The sequence below is a fragment of the Streptomyces sp. NPDC005195 genome (assembly GCF_040608315.1).
GTDB lineage: Bacteria > Actinomycetota > Actinomycetes > Streptomycetales > Streptomycetaceae > Streptomyces > Streptomyces kaempferi.
In genome coordinates this window covers 1-20,484 of record NZ_JBEXHZ010000024.1, presented here as the reverse complement: position 1 = coordinate 20,484, position 20,484 = coordinate 1, and the positions used below count along the sequence as shown (strand labels likewise).

Below are 20,484 nucleotides of genomic sequence, written 5' to 3'. Positions count from 1 at the left end.
CAAGCTCGTTCCCGTGAGCATGTGGCCCCGGCTCCGGCCCCGGACCCGTGCCCATGGCCCTGCCCGACCCGGCCGTGCGCATCCGAAGACGAAAGTTTCCCCTTGTGAGTGACACAACGCAGGACGGAGCGGTCGCGGTGAGCGACCGGCCGTCGCCCGATGACGGGCTCTCCGCCGCCGAACTGGCCGGAAAGTACGGACTCGCGGTCAGCGGTGCCCGGCCCGGCCTCGTCGAGTACGTGCGTCAGCTGTGGGGGCGGCGGCACTTCATCCTCGCCTTCTCGCAGGCGAAACTCACCGCCCAGTACAGCCAGGCCAAACTCGGCCAGCTGTGGCAGGTGGCGACGCCCCTGCTGAACGCCGCCGTGTACTACTTCATCTTCGGTCTGATCCTCAAGGCCAGCCGGGGCATGTCCCACGACACGTACATCCCGTTCCTGGTGACCGGCGTCTTCGTCTTCACCTTCACGCAGAACTCGATCATGGCCGGGGTCCGGGCGATCTCGGGCAACCTCGGGCTGGTGCGCGCGCTGCACTTTCCGCGCGCCTCGCTGCCCATCTCCTTCGCGCTCCAGCAGCTTCAGCAGCTGCTGTTCTCGATGCTCGTGCTGTTCGTCGTGGCGATCGCCTTCGGCAGCTACCCGGGTCTGTCCTGGCTGCTGATCGTGCCGGTGCTCGCGCTGCAGTTCCTCTTCAACACCGGGCTCGCTCTCATCGTGGCCAGGCTGGGCGCGAAGACCCCGGACCTCGCCCAGCTGATGCCGTTCATACTGCGCACCTGGATGTACAGCTCGGGTGTGATGTTCTCCATCAGCAACCTGCTCGCCGGCCGCCCGGAGTGGGTCATCCGCGCGCTCCAGGTGAACCCGGCCGCGATCTACATGGACCTGATGCGCTACGCGCTCATCGACGGCTACGGCGCCTCCCACCTGCCCCCGCACGTGTGGGCGATCGCCATCTTCTGGGCCGTGCTCGTGGCCGGGGGCGGATTCGTGTACTTCTGGAAGGCGGAAGAGAGGTACGGCCGTGGCTGACCCGGTGTCCCACATCCCCACTGTCATCGCGGACGAGCTGCACATCGTCTACCGCGTGAACGGCGCCAAGACCGGCAAGGGCAGCGCCACCTCCGCGCTCAGCCGCATCCTCAAGCGCGGCGAGGAACGGGGCGTGCGCAAGGTGCACGCCGTCCGGGGCGTCTCCTTCATCGCCTACCGCGGTGAGGCCATCGGTCTGATCGGCTCCAACGGCTCCGGCAAGTCCACCCTGCTTCGGGCCATCGCCGGACTGCTGCCCGCCGAGAAGGGCAGGGTCTACACCGACGGTCAGCCCTCTCTGCTCGGCGTGAACGCGGCGCTGATGAACGACCTGACGGGTGAGCGGAACGTCATCCTGGGCGGGCTCGCGATGGGCATGTCCCGCGAGCAGGTCAGGGAGCGGTACCAGGAGATCGTCGACTTCTCGGGCATCAACGAGAAGGGCGACTTCATCACGCTGCCGATGCGGACGTACTCCTCCGGCATGGCGGCGCGGCTGCGTTTCTCGATCGCGGCGGCCAAGGACCACGACGTGCTGATGATCGACGAGGCCCTGGCCACCGGCGACCGCTCCTTCCAGAAGCGCTCGGAGCAGCGGATCCGCGAGCTGCGCAAGAGCGCGGGCACCGTCTTCCTGGTCAGTCACAACAACAAGTCGATCCGCGACACCTGCGACCGCGTGCTCTGGCTGGAGCGCGGCGAGCTGCGGATGGACGGGCCGACCGAAGAGGTTCTCAAGGAGTACGAGAAGTTCACGGGCAAATAACCCGTCTCGCCCAGGGCCCCGCCGGAACGATTCGGCGGGGCCTTGCGTCTGCAGAGGGAAAGCCAACTCCTGCTGGCCGTAGGAATCTTGACGCCAATCGGTGTGTTGTTGTGATGTGCAGGACACCCCGACGGACCGTGCAGCGTTGTACAACGTAAGCTGTACCGGTGCTGAATCGCGGCAAGTGGGGCGATATTGCGCGACGTCCGGTACCCGCGCGCTGCGCGGACCTCCGGGCGGCGTGTCCGAAATGGGCAGTATTGGGTCGGCAGTGTAGAACGGGAGATGTGACGGCAATGGCTACGGAAACTCTCCAGCTCCGCGATGCGTGTGCCGTCCCCGCGCCGGGCGGCGAGCGGTGACCGAAGCCGGGACGGCCCGCACCGGAGATCCGGAGCGCGGCACCCTTGACAAGGCGGCGGACGAGAACTTCCCCGTCGCGCCCTTCTTCCTGCCCCGGGCCTGGCGCGACGACCTGATGGCGGTCTACGGCTTCGCCCGCCTCGTCGACGACATCGGCGACGGCGATCTCGCCCCCGGCGGCGCGGACGCCCGGCTGCTCGGCGTGTCGCCCGAGGAGGCCGAGGACCGCCTCGTGCTCCTCGACGCCCTCGAAGCGGACCTCCACCGGGTGTTCGATTCGACCCCGCTCCACCCGTTGCTGCGCCGTCTGCAGCCCACGGTCCGCCGCACCGGTCTCGCCCCCGAGCCCTTTCTGGGCCTGATCGGGGCCAACCGCCAGGACCAGCTCGTCACGCGGTACGAGACGTACGACGACCTGCTGGCCTACTGCGAGCTGTCCGCCAACCCGGTGGGACGCCTGGTCCTCTCGGTCACCGGCACCTCGACGCCCGAGCGGATCCGCCGCTCGGACGCGGTGTGCACGGCGCTGCAGATCGTCGAGCATCTCCAGGACGTGGCCGAGGACCTCGGCCGCGACCGCATCTACCTTCCCGCCGAGGACATGAAGCGCTTCCATGTCCAGGAGGCGGATCTCGCCACGGCCACGGCAGGCGCATCGGTGCGCGCGCTGGTTGCATACGAAGCAGAACGCGCGCTCCACCTCCTGAATGAAGGCACCCCCCTCGTGGGTAGCGTCCACGGCAGGCTGAAGCTGCTGCTCGCGGGGTTCGTGGCAGGGGGAAGGGCGGCGATCCACGCGATCGCCGCCGCTGAATACGACGTACTTCCCGGCCCGCCCAAGCCCGGCAGGCTCCAGCTGCTGCGCGAGGTGGGAGTGACTCTGCGAGGAAAGGGGTGATCCGGACCGTGGAGTCGGAACAACACGTGTCCGCACCGGTACTCGCCGCTTACAGCTACTGCGAGGCAGTGACCGGTCAGCAGGCGCGTAATTTCGCGTACGGCATCCGACTTCTCCCGACGCCCAAGCGTCGTGCGATGTCGGCGCTCTACGCGTTCTCACGGCGTGTCGACGACATCGGCGACGGCACGCTGGCACCGGATGTGAAGGCGGCCCGCCTCCAGGACACCAGGGCGCTGCTCACCCGGGTCCGCGAGGGCCGGGTCGACGAGGACGACACCGACCCGGTCGCGGTCGCCCTCAGTCACACCGCGGCGTACTTCCCGGTGCCGCTCGGCGGCCTCGACGAGCTCATCGACGGCGTCCTGATGGACGTACGCGGTGAGACGTACGAGACCTGGGACGACCTGAAGGTGTACTGCCGGTGTGTGGCCGGGGCGATCGGGCGGCTCTCGCTCGGTGTGTTCGGTACGGAACCGGGGGCGCGCGGCGCCGAGCGCGCGCCGGAGTATGCCGACACGCTCGGGCTCGCGCTCCAGCTCACCAACATCCTGCGGGACGTACGTGAGGACGCCGCGGACGGGCGGACCTATCTCCCCGCCGACGATCTCGCGAAGTTCGGCTGCTCGGCCGGGTTCGACGGGCCGACGCCGCCGGAGGGCTCCGACTTCGCGGGCCTGGTGCACTTCGAGGTGAGACGGGCCCGCACCCTCTTCGCGGAGGGTTACCGGCTGCTGCCCATGCTGGACCGGCGCAGCGGCGCCTGCGTCGCGGCCATGGCCGGCATCTACCGGCGGCTGCTGGACCGCATCGAGCGGGAGCCGGAGGCCGTGCTGCGTGGCCGCGTCTCGCTGCCGGGCCGGGAGAAGGCGTACGTCGCCGTGCGCGGCCTCTCCGGTCTGGACGCGCGGCACGTGTCCCGCCGCACCGTCAGGAGGCGCACCTGATGGACAATCCGGTCCAAGGTGATTCCATCGGAGGAAAGCGGCACGCAACCCTCCGGTGGTCCGTGGCGTCCCTGACTGCGACGGCCGGTCGTACACCGTTCGAAGACCGCGGCGGGCCGAAGGGGGAGGACGCACGATGAGCGAGGCCACGCAGCCGGGGGAGCCCGACGCGGACGGTCCGGCCGGCTCGGACCGCGCCGGGACGCCCGCCGGTGCGACCGGCCACGGCACATCCGCCGTGGTGGTCGGTGGCGGGCTCGCCGGGATCACCGCCGCGCTCTCCCTCGCCGACGCCGGGGTGCGCGTGACGCTGCTCGAAGGCCGGCCGCGGCTGGGCGGGCTGGCCTTCTCCTTCCAGCGCGGCGACCTCACCGTGGACAACGGCCAGCACGTGTTCCTGCGCTGCTGCACCGCCTACCGGTGGTTCCTCGACCGCATCGACGCGACCTCGCTGGCGCCGGTGCAGGATCGTCTCGACGTGCCCGTTCTCGACGCGGACGGCGCTCCGGGACGACGGCTCGGCAGAATCGGCCGCACCGCGCTGCCGGTGCCGCTGCATCTCGCGCGCAGCCTGGCGACCTATCAGCATCTGTCGCTCACCGAGCGCGCCAAGGTCGGCCGTGCCGCACTGGCGCTCAAGGCGCTCGACCTCGACGATCCGGCGCTCGACGACCAGAACTTCGGCAGCTGGCTCGCCGGGCACGGTCAGTCGGAGCGCGCCGTCGAGGCACTGTGGGACCTGGTGGGGGTCGCCACCCTCAACGCGGTGGCCGGCGACTCGTCGCTCGGGCTCGCCGCGATGGTGTTCAAGACCGGTCTGCTGTCCGACCCGGGCGCGGCCGACATCGGCTGGGCGCGCGTCCCGCTGGGCGAACTGCACGACACACTGGCCCGCAAGGCGCTCGACACCGCGGGCGTCCGTACCGAAGTCCGTACACGAGTCACCTCCATCTCCTTCGACGAGAACGGGCGTTGGAGCGTTCAGGTTCCCGGCGAGACCCTCGACGCGGACACGGTGGTGCTCGCCGTACCCCAGCGCGAGGCACACGATCTGCTGCCCGCCGGCGCGCTGGACGCCCCCGAGCGGCTCCTGGAGATCGGCACCGCGCCGATCCTCAACGTCCACGTGGTCTACGACCGCAAGGTGCTCACACGTCCGTTCTTCGCGGCGCTCGGCTCCCCGGTGCAGTGGGTCTTCGACCGCACCGAGGCGTCCGGACTGCGGGAGGGGCAGTATCTGGCCCTGTCCCAGTCGGCCGCGCAGCACGAGATCGACGAGCCCGTGGCCGTGCTGCGCGAGCGCTATCTGCCGGAGCTGGAGCGGCTGCTGCCCGCCGCCCGCGACGCCGAGGTGAAGGACTTCTTCGTGACCCGGGAGCGCACCGCGACGTTCGCCCCCGCCCCTGGCGTGGGGCGGCTGCGTCCCGGCGCCCGTACCAACGCTCCCGGCCTGTATCTGGCCGGCGCGTGGACCGCCACCGGGTGGCCCGCGACCATGGAGAGCGCGGTCCGCAGCGGTGTCGGTGCGGCGGGAGCCGCCCTGGGTGCTCTGGGCCGGCCCCGCGATCACCTCCTCGCGTTCGAGGAGACGGCCCGCACCCGCCCGGGGGACACCCCCCGGGCCTCCGGCCGAACACCGGCGGGATCCGGCGCTTCACCGCGAGGTGGACTCAGGTGAGGGTCGAGCAGCGCGCGGTGGACCCCCGCACCCCCGGTACCGCAACAAGAGGAGAGACTGTGCCCACTGTGCCCCCGGCCGAATCGGCTGCCGACGCGGTGGACGTGACCGCGCTCCTGGAGCGCGGCCGGACCCTGGCCACACCGGTGCTGAAGGCGGCCGTCGACCGCCTGGCGTCGCCCATGGACACCGTCGCGGCGTATCACTTCGGCTGGATCGACGCGGCGGGCAACCCCGCGGACGGCGACGGCGGCAAGGCCGTGCGCCCGGCGCTGGCCGTGCTGTCCGCGCAGGCCGCGGGTGCCGCCCCGGAGGTCGGGGTGCCCGGCGCGGTCGCGGTGGAGCTGGTCCACAACTTCTCGCTGCTGCACGACGACCTGATGGACGGTGACGAGCAGCGGCGCCACCGCGACACCGTCTGGAAGGTGCACGGCCCCGCCCAGGCGATCCTGGTCGGCGACGCCCTGTTCGCGCTGGCCAACGAGATCCTCCTCGAACTCGGCACCGCCGAGGCCGGCCGCGCCACCCGCCGTCTGACCACCGCCACCCGCGCCCTCATCGACGGCCAGGCACAGGACATCTCCTACGAGCACCGCGACCGGGTCAGCGTCGAGGAGTGCCTGGAGATGGAGGGCAACAAGACGGGCGCCCTGCTCGCCTGCGCCTGCTCGATCGGCGCGGTCCTCGGCGGCGCGGACGACCGCACCGCCGACACGCTGGAGAGGTACGGCTACCACCTCGGCCTGGCCTTCCAGGCCGTCGACGACCTCCTCGGCATCTGGGGCGACCCGGAGGCCACCGGCAAGCAGACCTGGAGCGATCTGCGCCAGCGCAAGAAGTCCCTGCCGGTCGTGGCGGCGCTCGCCGCGGGCGGCCCCGCCTCGGAACGGCTCGGCCAACTGCTCGCCGAGGACGCCAAGGCCAGCGACTTCGAGAACTTCTCCGAAGAGGAGTTCGCGGCCCGCGCCGCGCTCATCGAGGAGGCGGGCGGCCGTGAGTGGACCGCCCAGGAGGCACGCCGTCAGCACACCATCGCCATCGAGGCCCTGGACGCCGTCGAGATGTCCGACCAGGTGCGGGCCCAGCTCGTGGCGCTCGCCGACTTCGTCGTCGTACGAAAGAGATGATCACTATCGGTCGAATAAACCTCGCGTAGTCGCCGGCCGGTGTCTCCCCCCAGGTTCTCCGTTTCGTACGAGAAGGGGGGACCCCATGAGAGCGACGCACCGGCCGACGGCGGACCCACAGCAGAGACGTACCACTGCACGAAGGGGAAGCCATGACAGCGACGACCGACGGAAGCACCGGGGCACTGCCGCCCCGCGCTGCCGCGGCCAGCGAAATCCAGCCAGAGACGACTCCCGTGGCGGCCGGGACAGTCGAGACCCGAGACGTCGCCGAGCACGCCATACAGCGTGCCACCGGCTACCTGCTCGCGCGGCAGGACGCCGAGGGCTGGTGGAAGGGCGACCTCGAGACGAACGTCACGATGGACGCCGAGGATCTGCTCCTGCGCCAGTTTCTGGGAATCCTCGACGAGACGACCTCCCACGCCGCCGGTCTGTTCATCCGGGGCGAACAGCGTGAGGACGGAGCCTGGGCCACTTTCTACAAGGGTCCCGGAGACCTCTCCGCCACCGTCGAGGCGTACGTCGCCCTGCGGCTGGCCGGGGACGCCCCCGACGCGCCGCACATGGCGAAGGCCGCCGCGTGGGTCCGTGAGCGGGGCGGCATCGCCTCGGCGCGCGTCTTCACCCGGATCTGGCTCGCCCTGTTCGGCTGGTGGAAGTGGGACGACCTCCCCGAACTCCCGCCGGAACTCATCTACTTCCCGAAGTGGATGCCACTCAACATCTACGACTTCGGATGCTGGGCGCGACAGACGATCGTGCCGCTCACCATCGTCTCGGGGAAGCGCCCGGTGCGGCCCGCGCCGTTCCCGCTGGACGAGCTGCACACCGACCCGGGCAATCCCCATCCGGTCAGGCCCACGGCCCCCGTGGCGAGTTGGAACGGGGTCTTCCAGCGGCTGGACAAGGCGCTGCACCGGTACCGCAAGGTCGCACCGGGGCCGCTGCGCAGGGCCGCCATGAACGCGGCGGCGCGGTGGATCATCGAACGGCAGGAGAACGACGGCTGCTGGGGCGGCATCCAGCCGCCCGCGGTGTACTCCGTCATCGCGCTCCACCTGCTCGGCTACGACCTCGACCACCCGGTGATGCGTGCCGGGCTGAAGTCCCTGGACCGCTTCACGGTGTGGCGCGAGGACGGGGCCCGGATGATCGAGGCCTGTCAGTCGCCCGTGTGGGACACCTGCCTGGCGACCATCGCGCTCGCCGACGCGGGCCTGCCCGCCGACCATCCGCAGCTGGTCAAGGCCGTGGACTGGATGCTCGGCGAGGAGATCGTCAGACCCGGCGACTGGTCGGTGAAACGCCCTCATCTCCCCCCGGGCGGCTGGGCGTTCGAGTTCCACAACGACAACTACCCCGACATCGACGACACCGCCGAGGTGGTCCTCGCGCTGCGCCGGGTGCGCCACCACGACCCGGAACGCGTGGAGAAGGCGATCGGGCGCGGCGTGCGCTGGAACCTCGGCATGCAGTCCAAGGACGGCGGCTGGGGCGCGTTCGACGTCGACAACACCAGCTCCTTTCCCAACCGGCTGCCGTTCTGCGACTTCGGCGAGGTGATCGACCCGCCGTCCGCGGACGTCACCGCGCACGTCGTGGAGATGCTCGCGGTGGAGGGACTCTCGCACGACCCACGTACCCGCCGGGGCATCGAGTGGCTGCTCGCCGAACAGGAGCCCAACGGCTCGTGGTTCGGGCGCTGGGGCGTCAACTACATCTACGGCACGGGGTCGGTGGTGCCCGCGCTGACGGCCGCCGGCCTGCCCGCCTCGCACCCGGCGATCCGCCGGGCGGTCGGCTGGCTGGAGACCGTCCAGAACGAGGACGGCGGCTGGGGCGAGGACCTGCGCTCCTATGACGACGCCGCCGAGTGGAGCGGCCGGGGCGCCTCGACCGCCTCCCAGACCGGGTGGGCGCTGCTCGCGCTGCTCGCGGCCGGGGAGCGCGACTCCAAGGCCGTGGAGCGCGGTGTCGCCTGGCTCGCGGAGACCCAGCTGCCCGACGGCTCCTGGGACGAGCCGTACTTCACCGGCACCGGGTTTCCGTGGGACTTCTCGATCAACTACCACCTCTACCGGCAGGTCTTCCCGCTCACCGCGCTCGGCCGCTATGTCAACGGCGAGCCGTTCGCCGAGGCCAAGGGGGGTTGATGAGTACGAAGCCCGAACCGGCCCCGCTGCTGATCGCCTGTGCGCTCGGCATCGAGCGCCTCGCCCTGCGCAGTGGCGACCTGAGCGGTTCCGACGGGCCCGTCACCGTCCTGCGCACCGGCATGGGCCCCACGGCCGCGGAGCTCTCGCTCCGCCGGGTCCTCGCCGACCCCGCGCTGCGCGAGGCCGCGGTCCTGGCCACGGGCTTCTGCGCGGGGCTCGCCCCGGGCATGCACCCCGGCGACCTGGTGGTCGCCGAGGAGACCCGGGATCCGCGCGGCAGCACTCCGTGCGTGGGCACCGAACTGCTGGTCAAGGAGCTGGTGCGCGTCGTACCCGGGCGCACCGTCCATACGGGGCCGCTCACCGGCTCCGATCACGTCGTCCGCGGTCACGAACGGTCGGACCTGTTCGCCACCGGGGCCGTCGCGGTCGACATGGAGTCCGCGGCGACGCTGCACAGCGCCGTCCTCGCGGGTCCACGTCCGGTTGCGGCCGTCCGGGTGGTCGTGGACGCTCCAGAACATGAACTCGTCCGTATCGGCACGGTGCGCGGTGGAATATCAGCTTTCCGTGTTCTCCGTGCCATCCTTCCCGCTTTCTTTGAATGGCACCGTTCTTTGCTGCTCCCTCGGAGGTGAGCCAGATGGCCATGCCGCTTCGGCAGTCCATGAAGGTCGCTGCGTATCTGTTTGAACAGAAGCTCAGGAAGCGGGAGAAGTTCGCCCTGCTCGTGGAGTTGGAACCGCTCTTCGCGTGCAATCTCAAATGCGAGGGCTGCGGGAAGATCCAGCACCCCGCGGGGGTGCTCAAGCAGCGGATGCCGGTGGCCCAGGCCGTCGGCGCGGTGCTGGAGTCCGGTGCCCCGATGGTGTCCATCGCGGGCGGCGAGCCTCTGATGCACCCGCAGATCGACGAGATCGTGCGGCAGTTGGTGGCCAAGAAGAAGTTCGTCTTCCTCTGCACCAACGCACTCCTCATGCGCAAGAAGATGGACAAGTTCAAGCCCTCGCCGTACTTCGCCTGGGCCGTGCACATCGACGGCCTGCGTGAGCGGCACGACGAGTCCGTGGCCAAGGAGGGCACCTTCGACGAGGCGGTCGAGGCCATCAAGGAGGCCAAGCGACGCGGCTTCCGGGTCACCACCAACTCGACCTTCTTCAACACCGACACCCCGCAGACCGTCATCGAGGTCCTGAACTTCCTCAATGACGACCTGAAGGTCGACGAGATGATGCTCTCGCCCGCCTACGCCTACGAGAAGGCTCCTGACCAGGAGCACTTCCTCGGCGTGCAGCAGACCCGCGAGCTGTTCAAGAAGGCCTTCTCGGGCGGCAACCGGCGCCGCTGGCGGCTCAACCAGAGCCCGCTCTTCCTGGACTTCCTGGAGGGCAAGGTCGACTTCCCGTGCACCGCGTGGGCGATCCCGAGCTACTCGCTCTTCGGCTGGCAACGGCCCTGCTACCTGATGAGCGACGGGTACGTGCCGACGTACCGGCAGCTCCTGGAGGAGACCGACTGGGACTCCTACGGCCGTGGCAAGGACGAGAGGTGCGCCAACTGCATGGCGCACTGCGGCTACGAGCCGACGGCCGTCCTCGCCACCATGGGCTCCCTCAAGGAGTCCCTGCGTGCCGCTCGCGAGACGTTCACGGAGAGCAAAGGGTGACGTCATGACCGCCGTTTCCCTGGGCCTGCCCGAGGTGCCGGTCCGGCCGATCGCGGAGCGCCGTGTGTCACGGCGGATCCAGGTCGGACCGGTGGCGGTCGGGGGAGGAGCACCCGTCTCCGTGCAGTCGATGACGACGACGCGTACGTCGGACGTCGGCGCCACCCTGCAGCAGATCGCGGAACTCACCGCGTCCGGCTGCCAGATCGTCCGGGTCGCCTGTCCCACACAGGACGACGCGGACGCCCTCGCGACCATCGCCCGCAAGTCGCAGATCCCGGTGATCGCCGACATCCACTTCCAGCCGAAGTACGTCTTCGCCGCCATCGACGCGGGCTGCGCGGCGGTGCGGGTCAACCCGGGCAACATCAAGCAGTTCGACGACAAGGTGAAGGAGATCGCGCGCGCCGCCTCGCAGGCGGGCACGCCCATCCGGATCGGTGTGAACGCGGGCTCGCTCGACCCGCGCCTGCTCCAGAAGTACGGCAGGGCGACGCCGGAGGCGCTCGTCGAGTCGGCGCTGTGGGAGGCGTCCCTCTTCGAGGAGCACGGGTTCCGGGACATCAAGATCTCGGTCAAGCACAACGACCCGGTCGTCATGGTCAACGCCTACCGCCAACTGGCGGCGGCCTGCGACTACCCGCTGCATCTGGGCGTCACGGAGGCCGGGCCGGCGTTCCAGGGGACCATCAAGTCGGCGGTCGCCTTCGGGGCGTTGCTCGCCGAGGGCATCGGGGACACCATCCGGGTCTCCCTGAGCGCGCCGCCCGCCGAGGAGTGCAAGGTCGGTATCCAGATCCTGGAGTCCCTGGGCCTGCGCCAGCGGCGCCTGGAGATCGTCTCGTGCCCGTCCTGCGGGCGCGCCCAGGTGGACGTCTACAAGCTGGCCGACGAGGTCACGGCCGGTCTGGAGGGGATGGAGGTCCCGTTGCGCGTCGCGGTCATGGGCTGCGTCGTCAACGGCCCCGGAGAGGCGCGGGAGGCGGACCTGGGGGTCGCCTCCGGCAACGGCAAGGGGCAGATCTTCGTCAGGGGCGAGGTCATCAAGACCGTGCCCGAGTCGAAGATCGTCGAGACCCTCATCGAGGAGGCGATGAAGATCGCCGAGCAGATGGAGAACGACGGCGTCGGGTCCGGGGAACCGGCCGTCACCGTGAGTTGATCACCACGGATCGAGAGGGGGCCCGAGCGTGACGATTCTGGAGAGCATCCGGGGACCACGCGACCTGAAGGCGCTGTCCGAGGCGGAGGTCGGTGAACTGGCCGATGAGATCCGGGAGTTCCTGGTGCAGGCGGTCGCCAGGACCGGTGGACATCTCGGGCCCAATCTGGGGGTGGTGGAACTCTCCATCGCCCTCCACAGGGTCTTCGAGTCACCCGTCGACCGCATCCTGTGGGACACCGGTCACCAGAGCTATGTACACAAGCTGTTGACGGGACGTCAGGACTTCTCCAAGCTGCGCGGGAAGGGGGGCCTGTCCGGCTACCCCTCGCGCGAGGAGTCCGAGCACGACATCATCGAGAACAGCCACGCCTCCACGGCGCTCGGCTGGGCGGACGGCCTCGCCAAGGCCCGCCAGGTGCAGGGGGAGAAGGGTCATGTCGTCGCGGTCATCGGCGACGGCGCGCTGACCGGCGGGATGGCGTGGGAGGCGCTGAACAACATCGCCGCCGCGAAGGACCGTCCGCTGATCATCGTCGTCAACGACAACGAACGCTCGTACGCGCCGACCATCGGCGGCCTCGCCAACCACCTCGCCACCCTGCGGACGACGGACAGCTACGAGAAGGTGCTGGCCTGGGGCAAGGACGTGCTGCTGCGCACCCCCGTCGTCGGACCCACGCTCTACGAGTCCCTGCACGGCGCCAAGAAGGGCTTCAAGGACGCCTTCGCCCCGCAGGGCATGTTCGAGGACCTCGGACTCAAGTACGTCGGCCCGATCGACGGACACGACACCGGAGCCGTGGAGTCCGCGCTGCGGCGCGCGAAGCGATTCCACGGGCCGGTGCTGATCCACTGTCTGACGGAGAAGGGCCGCGGCTACGAACCGGCACTCGCCCACGAGGAGGACCGCTTCCACACGGTGGGCGTGATGGACCCGCTGACCTGCGAGCCGCTCGCGCCCTCCAACGGGCCGTCCTGGACCTCGGTGTTCGGCGACGAGATCGCCCGGATCGGGGAGGAGCGCGAGGACGTCGTGGCGATAACGGCGGCGATGCTGCACCCGGTGGGACTCGGCAGGTTCGCCGAGCTGTTCCCCGACCGGGTGTGGGACGTGGGGATCGCCGAGCAGCACGCCACGGTCTCCGCGGCCGGACTCGCCACGGGCGGCCTGCATCCGGTCGTCGCCGTCTACGCCACCTTCCTCAACCGGGCCTTCGACCAGCTCCTGATGGACGTCGCGCTGCACCGCTGCGGCGTCACCTTCGTACTGGACCGGGCCGGTGTCACCGGCGTCGACGGCGCCTCGCACAACGGCATGTGGGACTTGTCCGTGCTCCAGGTCGTGCCGGGCCTCAGGATCGCCGCGCCGCGCGACGCCGACCAGCTCCGCGCCCAGCTGAGGGAGGCGGTCGCCGTCGACGACGCGCCGACGCTCATCCGGTTCCCGAAGGAGTCGGTCGGGCCCGCGGTCCCGGCGACCGACCGGGTGGGCGGCCTCGACGTCCTGCACCGGTCCGCGGCGACCCCGGAGGCGCTCCTGGTGGCCGTCGGCGTCATGGCGCCGGTCTGCCTCCAGGCCGCCGAACTGCTGGAGGCCCGGGGCATCGGCTGCACCGTCGTCGACCCGCGCTGGGTGAAACCCGTCGACCCGGCGCTGCCCGGCCTCGCGGCCGAACACCGGCTCGTGGCGGTCGTCGAGGACAACAGCCGGGCGGCCGGCGTCGGCTCGGCGGTCGCACTGGCACTCGGGGACGCCGAAGTGGACGTACCCGTAAGGAGGTTCGGAATCCCGGAGCAGTTCCTCGCGCACGCCAAGCGCGCGGAGGTGCTGGCCGACATCGGGCTCACGCCCGTCGAGATCGCGGGGCGGATCGGGGCCGCCCTGGCAGTCAAGGACGAGTTGTCCAAGGAGAAACAGGAATGACCACCCCTTCCGGGAAACGGGAGTTCGACCTCGGCGCGCTGCTGGCCGAGCGCGGGGCCGAGCGCTACGAGCTGCACACCAAGTACCTGAACCACCAGCTCCCGCGCATGCTGCACACCATCGGCTTCGACAAGGTGTACGAGCGGGCCGAGGGCGCGCACTTCTGGGACGCGGACGGCAACGACTACCTGGACATGCTCGCCGGGTTCGGGGTGATGGGCCTGGGCCGCCATCACCCCGTCGTCCGCCAGGCGCTGCACGACGTCCTGGACGCCTCGCTCGCCGACCTCACCCGCTTCGACTGCCAGCCCCTGCCCGGGCTGCTGGCGGAGAAACTGCTCACGCACAGCCCGCACCTGGACCGGGTGTTCTTCGCCAACAGCGGTACGGAGGCGGTGGAGACCGCCCTGAAGTTCGCCCGGTACGCCACCGGCAGGCCGAGGATCCTCTACTGCTCCCACGCCTTCCACGGGCTGACCACCGGGTCGCTGTCCGTGAACGGCGAGGACGGGTTCCGCGACGGTTTCGCCCCGCTGCTGCCCGACACCGCCGTCCCGCTCGGCGACCTCGACGCGCTGGCCGGCGAGCTGAAGCGGGGCGACGTCGCGGGGCTCATCGTCGAGCCCATCCAGGGCAAGGGTGTGCACGAGGCCCCGCCCGGCTATCTGCGTGCCGCCCAGGAACTGCTGCACCGGCACAAGGCGCTGCTCATCGCGGACGAGGTGCAGACGGGCCTGGGGCGGACCGGGGACTTCTACGCCTACCAGCACGAGGACGGCGTGGAACCCGACCTGGTGTGCGTGGCGAAGGCGCTGTCCGGCGGCTATGTGCCGGTCGGCGCCACCCTCGGCAAGGACTGGATCTTCAAGAAGGTCTACTCGTCGATGGACCGGGTCCTCGTCCACTCGGCGAGCTTCGGGTCCAACGCGCAGGCCATGGCGGCCGGGCTCGCCGTGCTCTCGGTGATGGAGAACGAGCAGGTCGTCGCGAACGCGCGGGCGACGGGAGAGCAGCTGAAGACCCGGCTCGCGGCGCTCGTCGACACCTACGAGCTGCTCAGTGACGTCCGTGGCCGGGGCCTGATGATCGGCATCGAGTTCGGGCGGCCCAAGTCGCTGAAGCTGCGCAGCCGCTGGACCATGCTGCAGGCAGCGCGCAAGGGGCTCTTCGCGCAGATGGTCGTCGTCCCGCTGCTGCAGCGGCACCGCATCCTGACCCAGGTCTCCGGGGACCACCTGGAGGTGATCAAACTGATCCCGCCGCTGATCGTGGGCGAGCGGGACGTGGACCGGTTCATGGAGGCCTTCGTCGCCGTGATGGACGACGCGCACAGCGGCGGCGGGCTGATGTGGGACTTCGGGAAGACACTCGTCAAGCAGGCGGTGGCGAACCGCTAGAGCATGTCCGTCCGGTCCCGTCGGGCGCCGCCTGTCCGACGGGACCGGACGGACGCGCCTGGGAGGGGTACGGTGCGCGAGGGTGGGCTCGCACGGCGGAAGGCCCCCTGATCCGGCACCGTCGACGAGATCTTTGCCTCTGAGGCAACAAATTTGCCCGAGAGGCAATAATGCGGCTCAATGGAGTGCATGAGCCCCATCGAGCCGGGGGCGGCGGACACGCCGCCCGAGACCGGGACAGCCGATCTGCTGCCCATCGTCGCGCCGCAGCTGCGTGAGCTGCGCCGCCGTGCCTCCCTGACCCTGGAGGCCGCGGCCCGCGCCGCCGGGCTCTCGGCCGCTCACCTCTCCCGGCTGGAGACGGGGCAGCGCCAGCCCTCGCTGCCGATGCTGCTCGCTCTCGCCCGTATCTACAGTACGACGGTCTCGGAGCTGCTGGGCGAGAGGGCCGCCGAACGGGACGCCATCGTCCGGGCCACCGACATGGAGCCGACCGCGGCGGGCGGCTGGACCTACTGGCAGGCCGGCTCCCCGGGCCGCGGGATGCAGGCGCTGCGGGTGCACGTCCCCTACGGCTCCCAGGGCGACATCGTGCGCGTCCATCCCGGCGAGGAGTGGCTCCACGTCCTCCAGGGACGGCTGCGGCTGCGCCTCGGGGACACCACGCAGGTGCTCGCGCCCGGGGACAGCGCGCACTTCGACTCGCTGACCCCGCACCGTATAGCCGCCGCCGACCAGGCGGGGGCCGACCTCCTTTTCGTACACACCCTGCTGCAGAGCCCCGCCGCCGCGCTGTGCCTCGGCCCGGCGGCGCCGCACCCGACCCTAGGAGAGACGTCATGACGGAACCCACGGAGCCCGGCCACCGGCGGTCCATGGAGGACAAGCTCCCCCGTGCGCTGTGGGTGCGGCTGATCATCTACGTGGCCGTCGGCCACCTCTTCGCGGCCTTCATCTACCTGCTGTTCACGCTGGGGGCGCAGAACCAGTAGACCCGGCGCACGGCCACGGCCGCGGGGCGCACGGCCGTGGGCCGCACGGCCCGTGGACGTCAGTCGAGGAGCCTGTCGCGCAGCCGGTCCCGCAGCTCGGGGGTGAGACGCAGGGCCTCCTCCAGATAGCCGTCGACGCCGCCCCAGGTCTCCTCGATCGTCTCGAAGGCCGCCGTCAGGTACTCGGCCCGCGCGTCGAACAGCGGGCTGAGCAGCTCCATGACCTCGGGGGAGCTGGGCGTGTCCGAGGTGCCGTTGCGGTGCACCTTGTAGCGGCGGTGGCGCGCGTTCGACTCCAGGTAGTCGGCGACGATGGCGTCGCGCTCGACGCCCACGGCGAGCAGCGTCACGGCTATGGACAGGCCCGCGCGGTCCTTGCCCGCCGCGCAGTGCATGAGCGCGGGCACGCTGTCCTCGGCCAGGGCGTGCAGCACCTGGGAGTGCTCGGCCGTCCGCTCGGTGACGATCGTCCGGTACGAACCGATCATCCGGTCCGCCGCCCGGCCGTCGCCGAGGTGGGCACGGAGCTGGTCGAGCTCGCCGTCACGGACCATCTTCCAGAACTCGCTGCCGTCGGCCGGGTCGGTCAGCGGAAGATTCACGTTCCGTACGCCGGGCAGCTCGACGTCCGGCCCCTCCAGTTTCTGGTCCGAGGCGTTGCGGAAGTCGAAGATCGTGTGCAGCCCGAGGGAGGAGAGGAACGCGGCGTCCTCCTTCGTGGCGTGCGCGAGGTGGCCACTGCGGAACAGCCGCCCGGACCGCACCCGCCGGCCGTCCACGGTGGGCAGGCCGCCCACGTCTCGGAAGTTGCGCACTCCGGCCAGCTCCGGCTCGGTCGACGGGACCTGCTGCGTCACGGGGGCTCCTCCCATAGGGCCGTCGGCACCGCTCGTCGTCGCTCGCCGACGGGAATCGCCTCTCGACGATACGACATGGGTACCTCGGGCGATGAGTTGTCCACAGGCGTCGCCTCCGAGGTGGGACGGCCTTGACGACCTCCGCGCCGGAGCACCTCACGACCCCCGTCCTCGCGCGGCAGCGGAGCGACGGAGGGGTCCGCGCGGCGGCCGCGGAACCGTGTGGGGATCTCGATGCGTCAGTCGTCAGATTTCGTAACGTGTGACCGGTGTGGGGGAAATGTCGCTTTCAGTCCAACTCGTCCCGAGAAAGGGCCCTCTGGGGTGTCGTGCGTGAGCAGCGTCATATACGTGACGATGCGTTGCGACCTTCGTCCCCCGGGGTGCCGCGCGGCCCGGGGGATCGCCGGGGTCGAAAGGGGCACCGCGCACGGAGGGTGACGGACAATCAGGACATCGATCAAGAAAGGTGGTCGTACGGAGATCGCGGACAGTTGTCGACGCGCTGTTCTCTCGCCTACGTTCGCCCTCAATCCGGACGGACGCCCAATCCTGCCGCCGCCCGGAATCCGCACTCACCCGTACGCGGCAGGAGCGGGGGACCCACAGGTACGACGCCTGTTCCGGTCTCCGGAACGGCTAGGGGTACAGCCGCGCCCGCGCGGCCGGGCATCTCCAGCCCGCACCCGACAGCTCACCTCGCAGGCGCCGGAGAGGAATGCGTCATGCCCGCGAAGGGTAAGCACCGTCGTCCCAGGTTTCTGCGCCTGCCCCGCTCGATCGCCCTGGCCGGCACCGGTGGTGCCGCGCTCGCCCTGCCGCTGATGGGCGCCGTCTGCGCCCATGCGGCGGCCCCGGCGGCAGCCGTCCCGTCCGCCGTGCAGAAGATCACGACGGTCTCCGCGCCCGCCGCGGCCGACGGGGAGAAGACCTATGTCGTGAAGTCCGGTGACACGCTCGCGAAGATCGCGGACCGGCAGCACGTCAGCGGCGGCTGGAAGAAGCTCTACGCCGACAACCGCGCGGTCGTCGGCGGTGATCCGAAGCTGATCCGTCCCGGCCTGAAGCTCACGATCGTGGGGCGGAGCGCCGCGGCCGGCGCCACGCCGCAGGCGGCGGAGTTGTCGTCCGTCTCGTCCGTGGGCTCCGCCACCGCGCTCTCCGTGCGGCCCGCCGTCGAGACGGCCACCGCGACCGACACCACCGCGGCCAAGGCCGCCCAGGCCGCCGACGCGGGGTACACCCTGCCCGTCGAGGGAGCCACCATCGGCACCGGCTACAAGGTGCCCGGCAGCATGTGGTCCAGCGGCTACCACACCGGTGTGGACTTCGTGGTCCCGACCGGCACCACGGTCAGGTCCGTCGCCGCGGGCACCGTCGTCTCGGCCGGCTGGGGCGGCGCGTACGGCAACCAGGTCGTCGTCCAGCACGCCGACGGGCGGTACTCGCAGTACGCCCACCTGTCCGCGCTCTCCGTCTCGGCGGGGCAGACCGTGACCGCGGGGCAGCGGCTCGGCCTCTCCGGCGCGACCGGCAACGTCACCGGACCGCACCTGCACTTCGAGATCCGCACGACCCCCGTCTACGGCTCGGACGTGGACCCGGTCGCGTACCTGCGCGCCCACGGCGTCGTCGTCGCCTGACGCCCCCACACGTCCCGAGGGCCGGACCCCACGCTTCACGGGGTCCGGCCCTCGGTGTCTCGTCAGTGCCGCGCCGCCGCCCTTTCCGGATCTCGGGCGTCCAGGCGCGGTGGCTGTTCAACCACGCCTGAGAGAGCCCTATTCCGGATTTCGGCCAATTTTTATGAGTGGCTTATCTCACCACCCGTCAACCCATTCCTACGGTCGCGTAGCTCACATCCCAAGGTGAATCATGGCTCGATGTGGCAAACGATTCGAAGAGTGACAACAGAGCGGTGATCGGGTCGTACGTGGCGGTGGGGGACAGCTTCACCGAAGGCGTCGGCGACCCCGGCCCCGAAGGAGCCTTCGTCGGTTGGGCGGACCGTTTCGCGGTGCTGCTCGCGGACCGGCAGCCGGAAGGCGACTTCACCTACACCAACCTCGCCGTGCGCGGGAAACTGCTCGACCAGGTCATCGACGACCAGCTCCGGCGGGCCAAGGAACTCGCCCCGGACCTGGTCTCCTTCTGCGCGGGCGGCAACGACATCATCCGGCCCGGCACCGACCCCGACGAGGTCGCGGAGCGCTTCGAGCGCGCGGTCGCCGACCTCACCTCCGCCGTCGGCACCGTCATGGTGACGACCGGCTTCGACACCCGCGGCGTCCCGGTGCTGAAGCACCTGCGCGGCAAGATCGCCACGTACAACGGGCATGTACGGGCCATCGCGGACCGCTACGGCTGTCCGGTCCTCGACCTGTGGTCCCTCAAGACGGTCCAGGACCGGCGCGCCTGGGACGGCGACCGACTGCACCTGTCGCCGGAGGGCCACACCAGGGTCGCGCTGCGGGCCGGCCAGGTCCTCGGCCTCGACGTGCCCGCCGACCCGGACCAGCCCTGGCCTCCCCTGCCGCCCCGCGGCACGCTGGAGGTGCGGCGCGACGACATCCACTGGGCACGCGAGTACCTCGTGCCGTGGATCGGACGAAGGCTGCGCGGGGAGTCCTCGGGCGACCACGTGGCGGCCAAGGGCAGCCTCTCGCCGGACGACATCAAGATGCGGATCGGGACCGTCGCCTGAGCGGGGTGACACCGCGGGCGGCCGACGGGCGGGACCGTGGGGAAGGCCGCCCCGACGGCGGCGGTGCGCCGGGGCGGGCGCCTCAGCGCACCGCCGCCGTCAGGGCGGCCCGGTCGAGCCCCAACTCCCGCGCGAGCGCGTCGTCCACCCACTCCTGGGCCCGCGCCCGCGACACCGCTCCCGCGTAGGAGGTCATCTGCACCGCAAGACCGTCGAGCAGCGCCGTCAGCCGCAGTGCGGTCCCGGCGGGATCCGGGCACCGGAACTCGCCGCCGGCCACTCCCTCCGCGATGACCTCGGTGATCGCGGCCTTCCACTGCGTGTCGAGATCACGGGTGACCTCGCGCAGCGCGGGCTCGCGCAGGGCCGCGCCCCAGCCCTCGATCCACAGTCGCCAGCCCTTGGCCTGGCCGGTGGGCGCGTACCAGCGCACGGCCGCGCGCAGCCGTCGCAGCGCGGACGTACGACGGCCGAGCAGCTTGCTCAGATGGGCGAGGTCGTCCTCGGCGGCATGGGTGAACGCGGCCGCGACCAGCTTCTCCTTGGTGGAGAAGTGATACAGCACCAACGCGTTGCTCACACCGAGCGACGAGGCGACGTCGGCGATCCGTACCGCCGCCACGCCCCGCGCCTCGATCTGTCCGATGGCGGCCCGCAGCAACTCCTGCCGCCGCTCCGCCACGCTCAACCGCACCCTCGCCACGCGGCAACCCTAGTGTGATGCGCCAGAAATCCTGAGGGTTAGTTCTGCTCTGTTTTCTGGTCGGTGGTTCCGATCTTGGTGAGGTAGTCGGCGAGGGAGTTGAG

General features: G+C 70.5%; 19 protein-coding genes and 1 riboswitch. Of the genes, 17 read left to right on the top strand and 2 right to left on the bottom strand.

Annotated features, from left to right (window positions below):
- The first annotated feature begins 104 nt into the window (after nt 1–104).
- From ABZV34_RS23340 to ABZV34_RS23270, 15 genes are all read left to right on the top strand, one after another.
- The gene (locus ABZV34_RS23340) at nt 105–1,034 is read left to right on the top strand and encodes an ABC transporter permease (protein ID WP_356279808.1); all 930 of its coding nucleotides are present in this window, start codon (nt 105–107) and stop codon (nt 1,032–1,034) included.
- Nucleotides 1,027–1,800: an ABC transporter ATP-binding protein gene (locus ABZV34_RS23335; protein WP_356279805.1), complete on the top strand. Its 774-nt coding sequence runs from the start codon at nt 1,027–1,029 to the stop codon at nt 1,798–1,800. The genes ABZV34_RS23340 and ABZV34_RS23335 overlap by 8 nt, the downstream gene beginning before the upstream one ends.
- A 358-nt stretch (nt 1,801–2,158) precedes the next feature.
- Nucleotides 2,159–3,061, top strand: a complete 903-nt coding sequence (gene hpnC / locus ABZV34_RS23330; protein WP_356279802.1) for a squalene synthase HpnC — start codon at nt 2,159–2,161, stop codon at nt 3,059–3,061.
- Entirely contained in the window at nt 3,058–4,008 is a 951-nt protein-coding gene (gene hpnD / locus ABZV34_RS23325; RefSeq protein WP_356279799.1) for a presqualene diphosphate synthase HpnD, read from the top strand. Before hpnC ends, hpnD begins: the two co-directional genes overlap by 4 nt.
- Nucleotides 4,008–4,148, top strand: a complete 141-nt coding sequence (locus tag ABZV34_RS23320) for a DUF6380 family protein (protein WP_356279796.1) — start codon at nt 4,008–4,010, stop codon at nt 4,146–4,148. Before hpnD ends, ABZV34_RS23320 begins: the two co-directional genes overlap by 1 nt.
- Nucleotides 4,145–5,686, top strand: a complete 1,542-nt coding sequence (gene hpnE / locus ABZV34_RS23315) for a hydroxysqualene dehydroxylase HpnE (protein ID WP_356279793.1) — start codon at nt 4,145–4,147, stop codon at nt 5,684–5,686. The genes ABZV34_RS23320 and hpnE overlap by 4 nt, the downstream gene beginning before the upstream one ends.
- Complete coding sequence (locus ABZV34_RS23310; RefSeq protein ID WP_356279790.1) at nt 5,683–6,813, top strand: polyprenyl synthetase family protein; 1,131 nt, start codon at nt 5,683–5,685, stop codon at nt 6,811–6,813. The genes hpnE and ABZV34_RS23310 overlap by 4 nt, the downstream gene beginning before the upstream one ends.
- Before the next feature lie 152 nt (nt 6,814–6,965).
- Nucleotides 6,966–8,969, top strand: a complete 2,004-nt coding sequence (shc, locus tag ABZV34_RS23305) for a squalene--hopene cyclase (protein ID WP_356279787.1) — start codon at nt 6,966–6,968, stop codon at nt 8,967–8,969.
- Nucleotides 8,969–9,610 carry a 1-hydroxy-2-methyl-2-butenyl 4-diphosphate reductase gene (locus ABZV34_RS23300; protein WP_356279784.1) on the top strand — a complete coding sequence of 214 codons (642 nt, stop codon included), beginning with the start codon at nt 8,969–8,971 and terminating at the stop codon, nt 9,608–9,610. The genes shc and ABZV34_RS23300 overlap by 1 nt, the downstream gene beginning before the upstream one ends.
- A 5-nt stretch (nt 9,611–9,615) precedes the next feature.
- Nucleotides 9,616–10,638: an adenosyl-hopene transferase HpnH gene (hpnH, locus tag ABZV34_RS23295; RefSeq protein ID WP_356279781.1), complete on the top strand. Its 1,023-nt coding sequence runs from the start codon at nt 9,616–9,618 to the stop codon at nt 10,636–10,638.
- Between the two features lie 4 nt (nt 10,639–10,642).
- A complete protein-coding gene (gene ispG / locus ABZV34_RS23290) occupies nt 10,643–11,800 on the top strand; it encodes a flavodoxin-dependent (E)-4-hydroxy-3-methylbut-2-enyl-diphosphate synthase (protein ID WP_356279778.1) in 1,158 nt (385 codons plus the stop codon).
- A 28-nt stretch (nt 11,801–11,828) separates the two neighbouring features.
- Nucleotides 11,829–13,727: a 1-deoxy-D-xylulose-5-phosphate synthase gene (gene dxs, locus ABZV34_RS23285; RefSeq protein WP_356279775.1), complete on the top strand. Its 1,899-nt coding sequence runs from the start codon at nt 11,829–11,831 to the stop codon at nt 13,725–13,727.
- On the top strand, nt 13,724–15,124 hold the full coding sequence (locus ABZV34_RS23280; protein WP_356279772.1) for an aspartate aminotransferase family protein: 1,401 nt from the start codon (nt 13,724–13,726) through the stop codon (nt 15,122–15,124). The genes dxs and ABZV34_RS23280 overlap by 4 nt, the downstream gene beginning before the upstream one ends.
- Before the next feature lie 189 nt (nt 15,125–15,313).
- Nucleotides 15,314–15,967, top strand: a complete 654-nt coding sequence (locus ABZV34_RS23275; RefSeq protein ID WP_356279769.1) for an XRE family transcriptional regulator — start codon at nt 15,314–15,316, stop codon at nt 15,965–15,967.
- Complete coding sequence (locus ABZV34_RS23270; RefSeq protein ID WP_356279767.1) at nt 15,964–16,116, top strand: DUF6126 family protein; 153 nt, start codon at nt 15,964–15,966, stop codon at nt 16,114–16,116. Before ABZV34_RS23275 ends, ABZV34_RS23270 begins: the two co-directional genes overlap by 4 nt.
- A gap of 59 nt (nt 16,117–16,175) precedes the next feature.
- Here ABZV34_RS23270 and ABZV34_RS23265 read toward each other — a convergent pair whose 3' ends face one another.
- The gene (locus tag ABZV34_RS23265; protein ID WP_356279764.1) at nt 16,176–16,973 is read right to left on the bottom strand and encodes a tyrosine-protein phosphatase; all 798 of its coding nucleotides are present in this window, start codon (nt 16,971–16,973) and stop codon (nt 16,176–16,178) included.
- A gap of 566 nt (nt 16,974–17,539) precedes the next feature.
- Nucleotides 17,540–17,694: riboswitch (cyclic di-AMP (ydaO/yuaA leader) on the top strand.
- A 4-nt stretch (nt 17,695–17,698) separates the two neighbouring features.
- Here ABZV34_RS23265 and ABZV34_RS23260 point away from each other — a divergent pair.
- Both ABZV34_RS23260 and ABZV34_RS23255 read left to right on the top strand, forming a co-directional pair.
- Nucleotides 17,699–18,616: a LysM peptidoglycan-binding domain-containing M23 family metallopeptidase gene (locus ABZV34_RS23260; RefSeq protein ID WP_356279761.1), complete on the top strand. Its 918-nt coding sequence runs from the start codon at nt 17,699–17,701 to the stop codon at nt 18,614–18,616.
- 275 nt (nt 18,617–18,891) lie between these two features.
- Nucleotides 18,892–19,677: an SGNH/GDSL hydrolase family protein gene (locus ABZV34_RS23255; protein ID WP_356280000.1), complete on the top strand. Its 786-nt coding sequence runs from the start codon at nt 18,892–18,894 to the stop codon at nt 19,675–19,677.
- A gap of 82 nt (nt 19,678–19,759) precedes the next feature.
- Here ABZV34_RS23255 and ABZV34_RS23250 read toward each other — a convergent pair whose 3' ends face one another.
- On the bottom strand, nt 19,760–20,380 hold the full coding sequence (locus ABZV34_RS23250; RefSeq protein WP_356279758.1) for a TetR/AcrR family transcriptional regulator: 621 nt from the start codon (nt 20,378–20,380) through the stop codon (nt 19,760–19,762).
- Between the last annotated feature and the right edge of the window lie 104 nt (nt 20,381–20,484).

Excerpts from the sequence above, each read along its gene's own strand:
- ABZV34_RS23260 (WP_356279761.1), top strand. The coding sequence starts at position 17,699 with ATGCCCGCGAAGGGTAAGCACCGTCGTCCCAGGTTTCTGCGCCTGCCC.
- ABZV34_RS23270 (WP_356279767.1), top strand. The coding sequence starts at position 15,964 with ATGACGGAACCCACGGAGCCCGGCCACCGGCGGTCCATGGAGGACAAG.
- hpnE (WP_356279793.1), top strand. The coding sequence starts at position 4,145 with ATGAGCGAGGCCACGCAGCCGGGGGAGCCCGACGCGGACGGTCCGGCC.
- ABZV34_RS23280 (WP_356279772.1), top strand. The coding sequence starts at position 13,724 with ATGACCACCCCTTCCGGGAAACGGGAGTTCGACCTCGGCGCGCTGCTG.
- hpnH (WP_356279781.1), top strand. The coding sequence starts at position 9,616 with ATGGCCATGCCGCTTCGGCAGTCCATGAAGGTCGCTGCGTATCTGTTT.
- ABZV34_RS23320 (WP_356279796.1), top strand. The coding sequence starts at position 4,008 with ATGGACAATCCGGTCCAAGGTGATTCCATCGGAGGAAAGCGGCACGCA.
- ABZV34_RS23300 (WP_356279784.1), top strand. The coding sequence starts at position 8,969 with ATGAGTACGAAGCCCGAACCGGCCCCGCTGCTGATCGCCTGTGCGCTC.
- ispG (WP_356279778.1), top strand. The coding sequence starts at position 10,643 with ATGACCGCCGTTTCCCTGGGCCTGCCCGAGGTGCCGGTCCGGCCGATC.
- ABZV34_RS23275 (WP_356279769.1), top strand. The coding sequence starts at position 15,314 with ATGAGCCCCATCGAGCCGGGGGCGGCGGACACGCCGCCCGAGACCGGG.
- shc (WP_356279787.1), top strand. The coding sequence starts at position 6,966 with ATGACAGCGACGACCGACGGAAGCACCGGGGCACTGCCGCCCCGCGCT.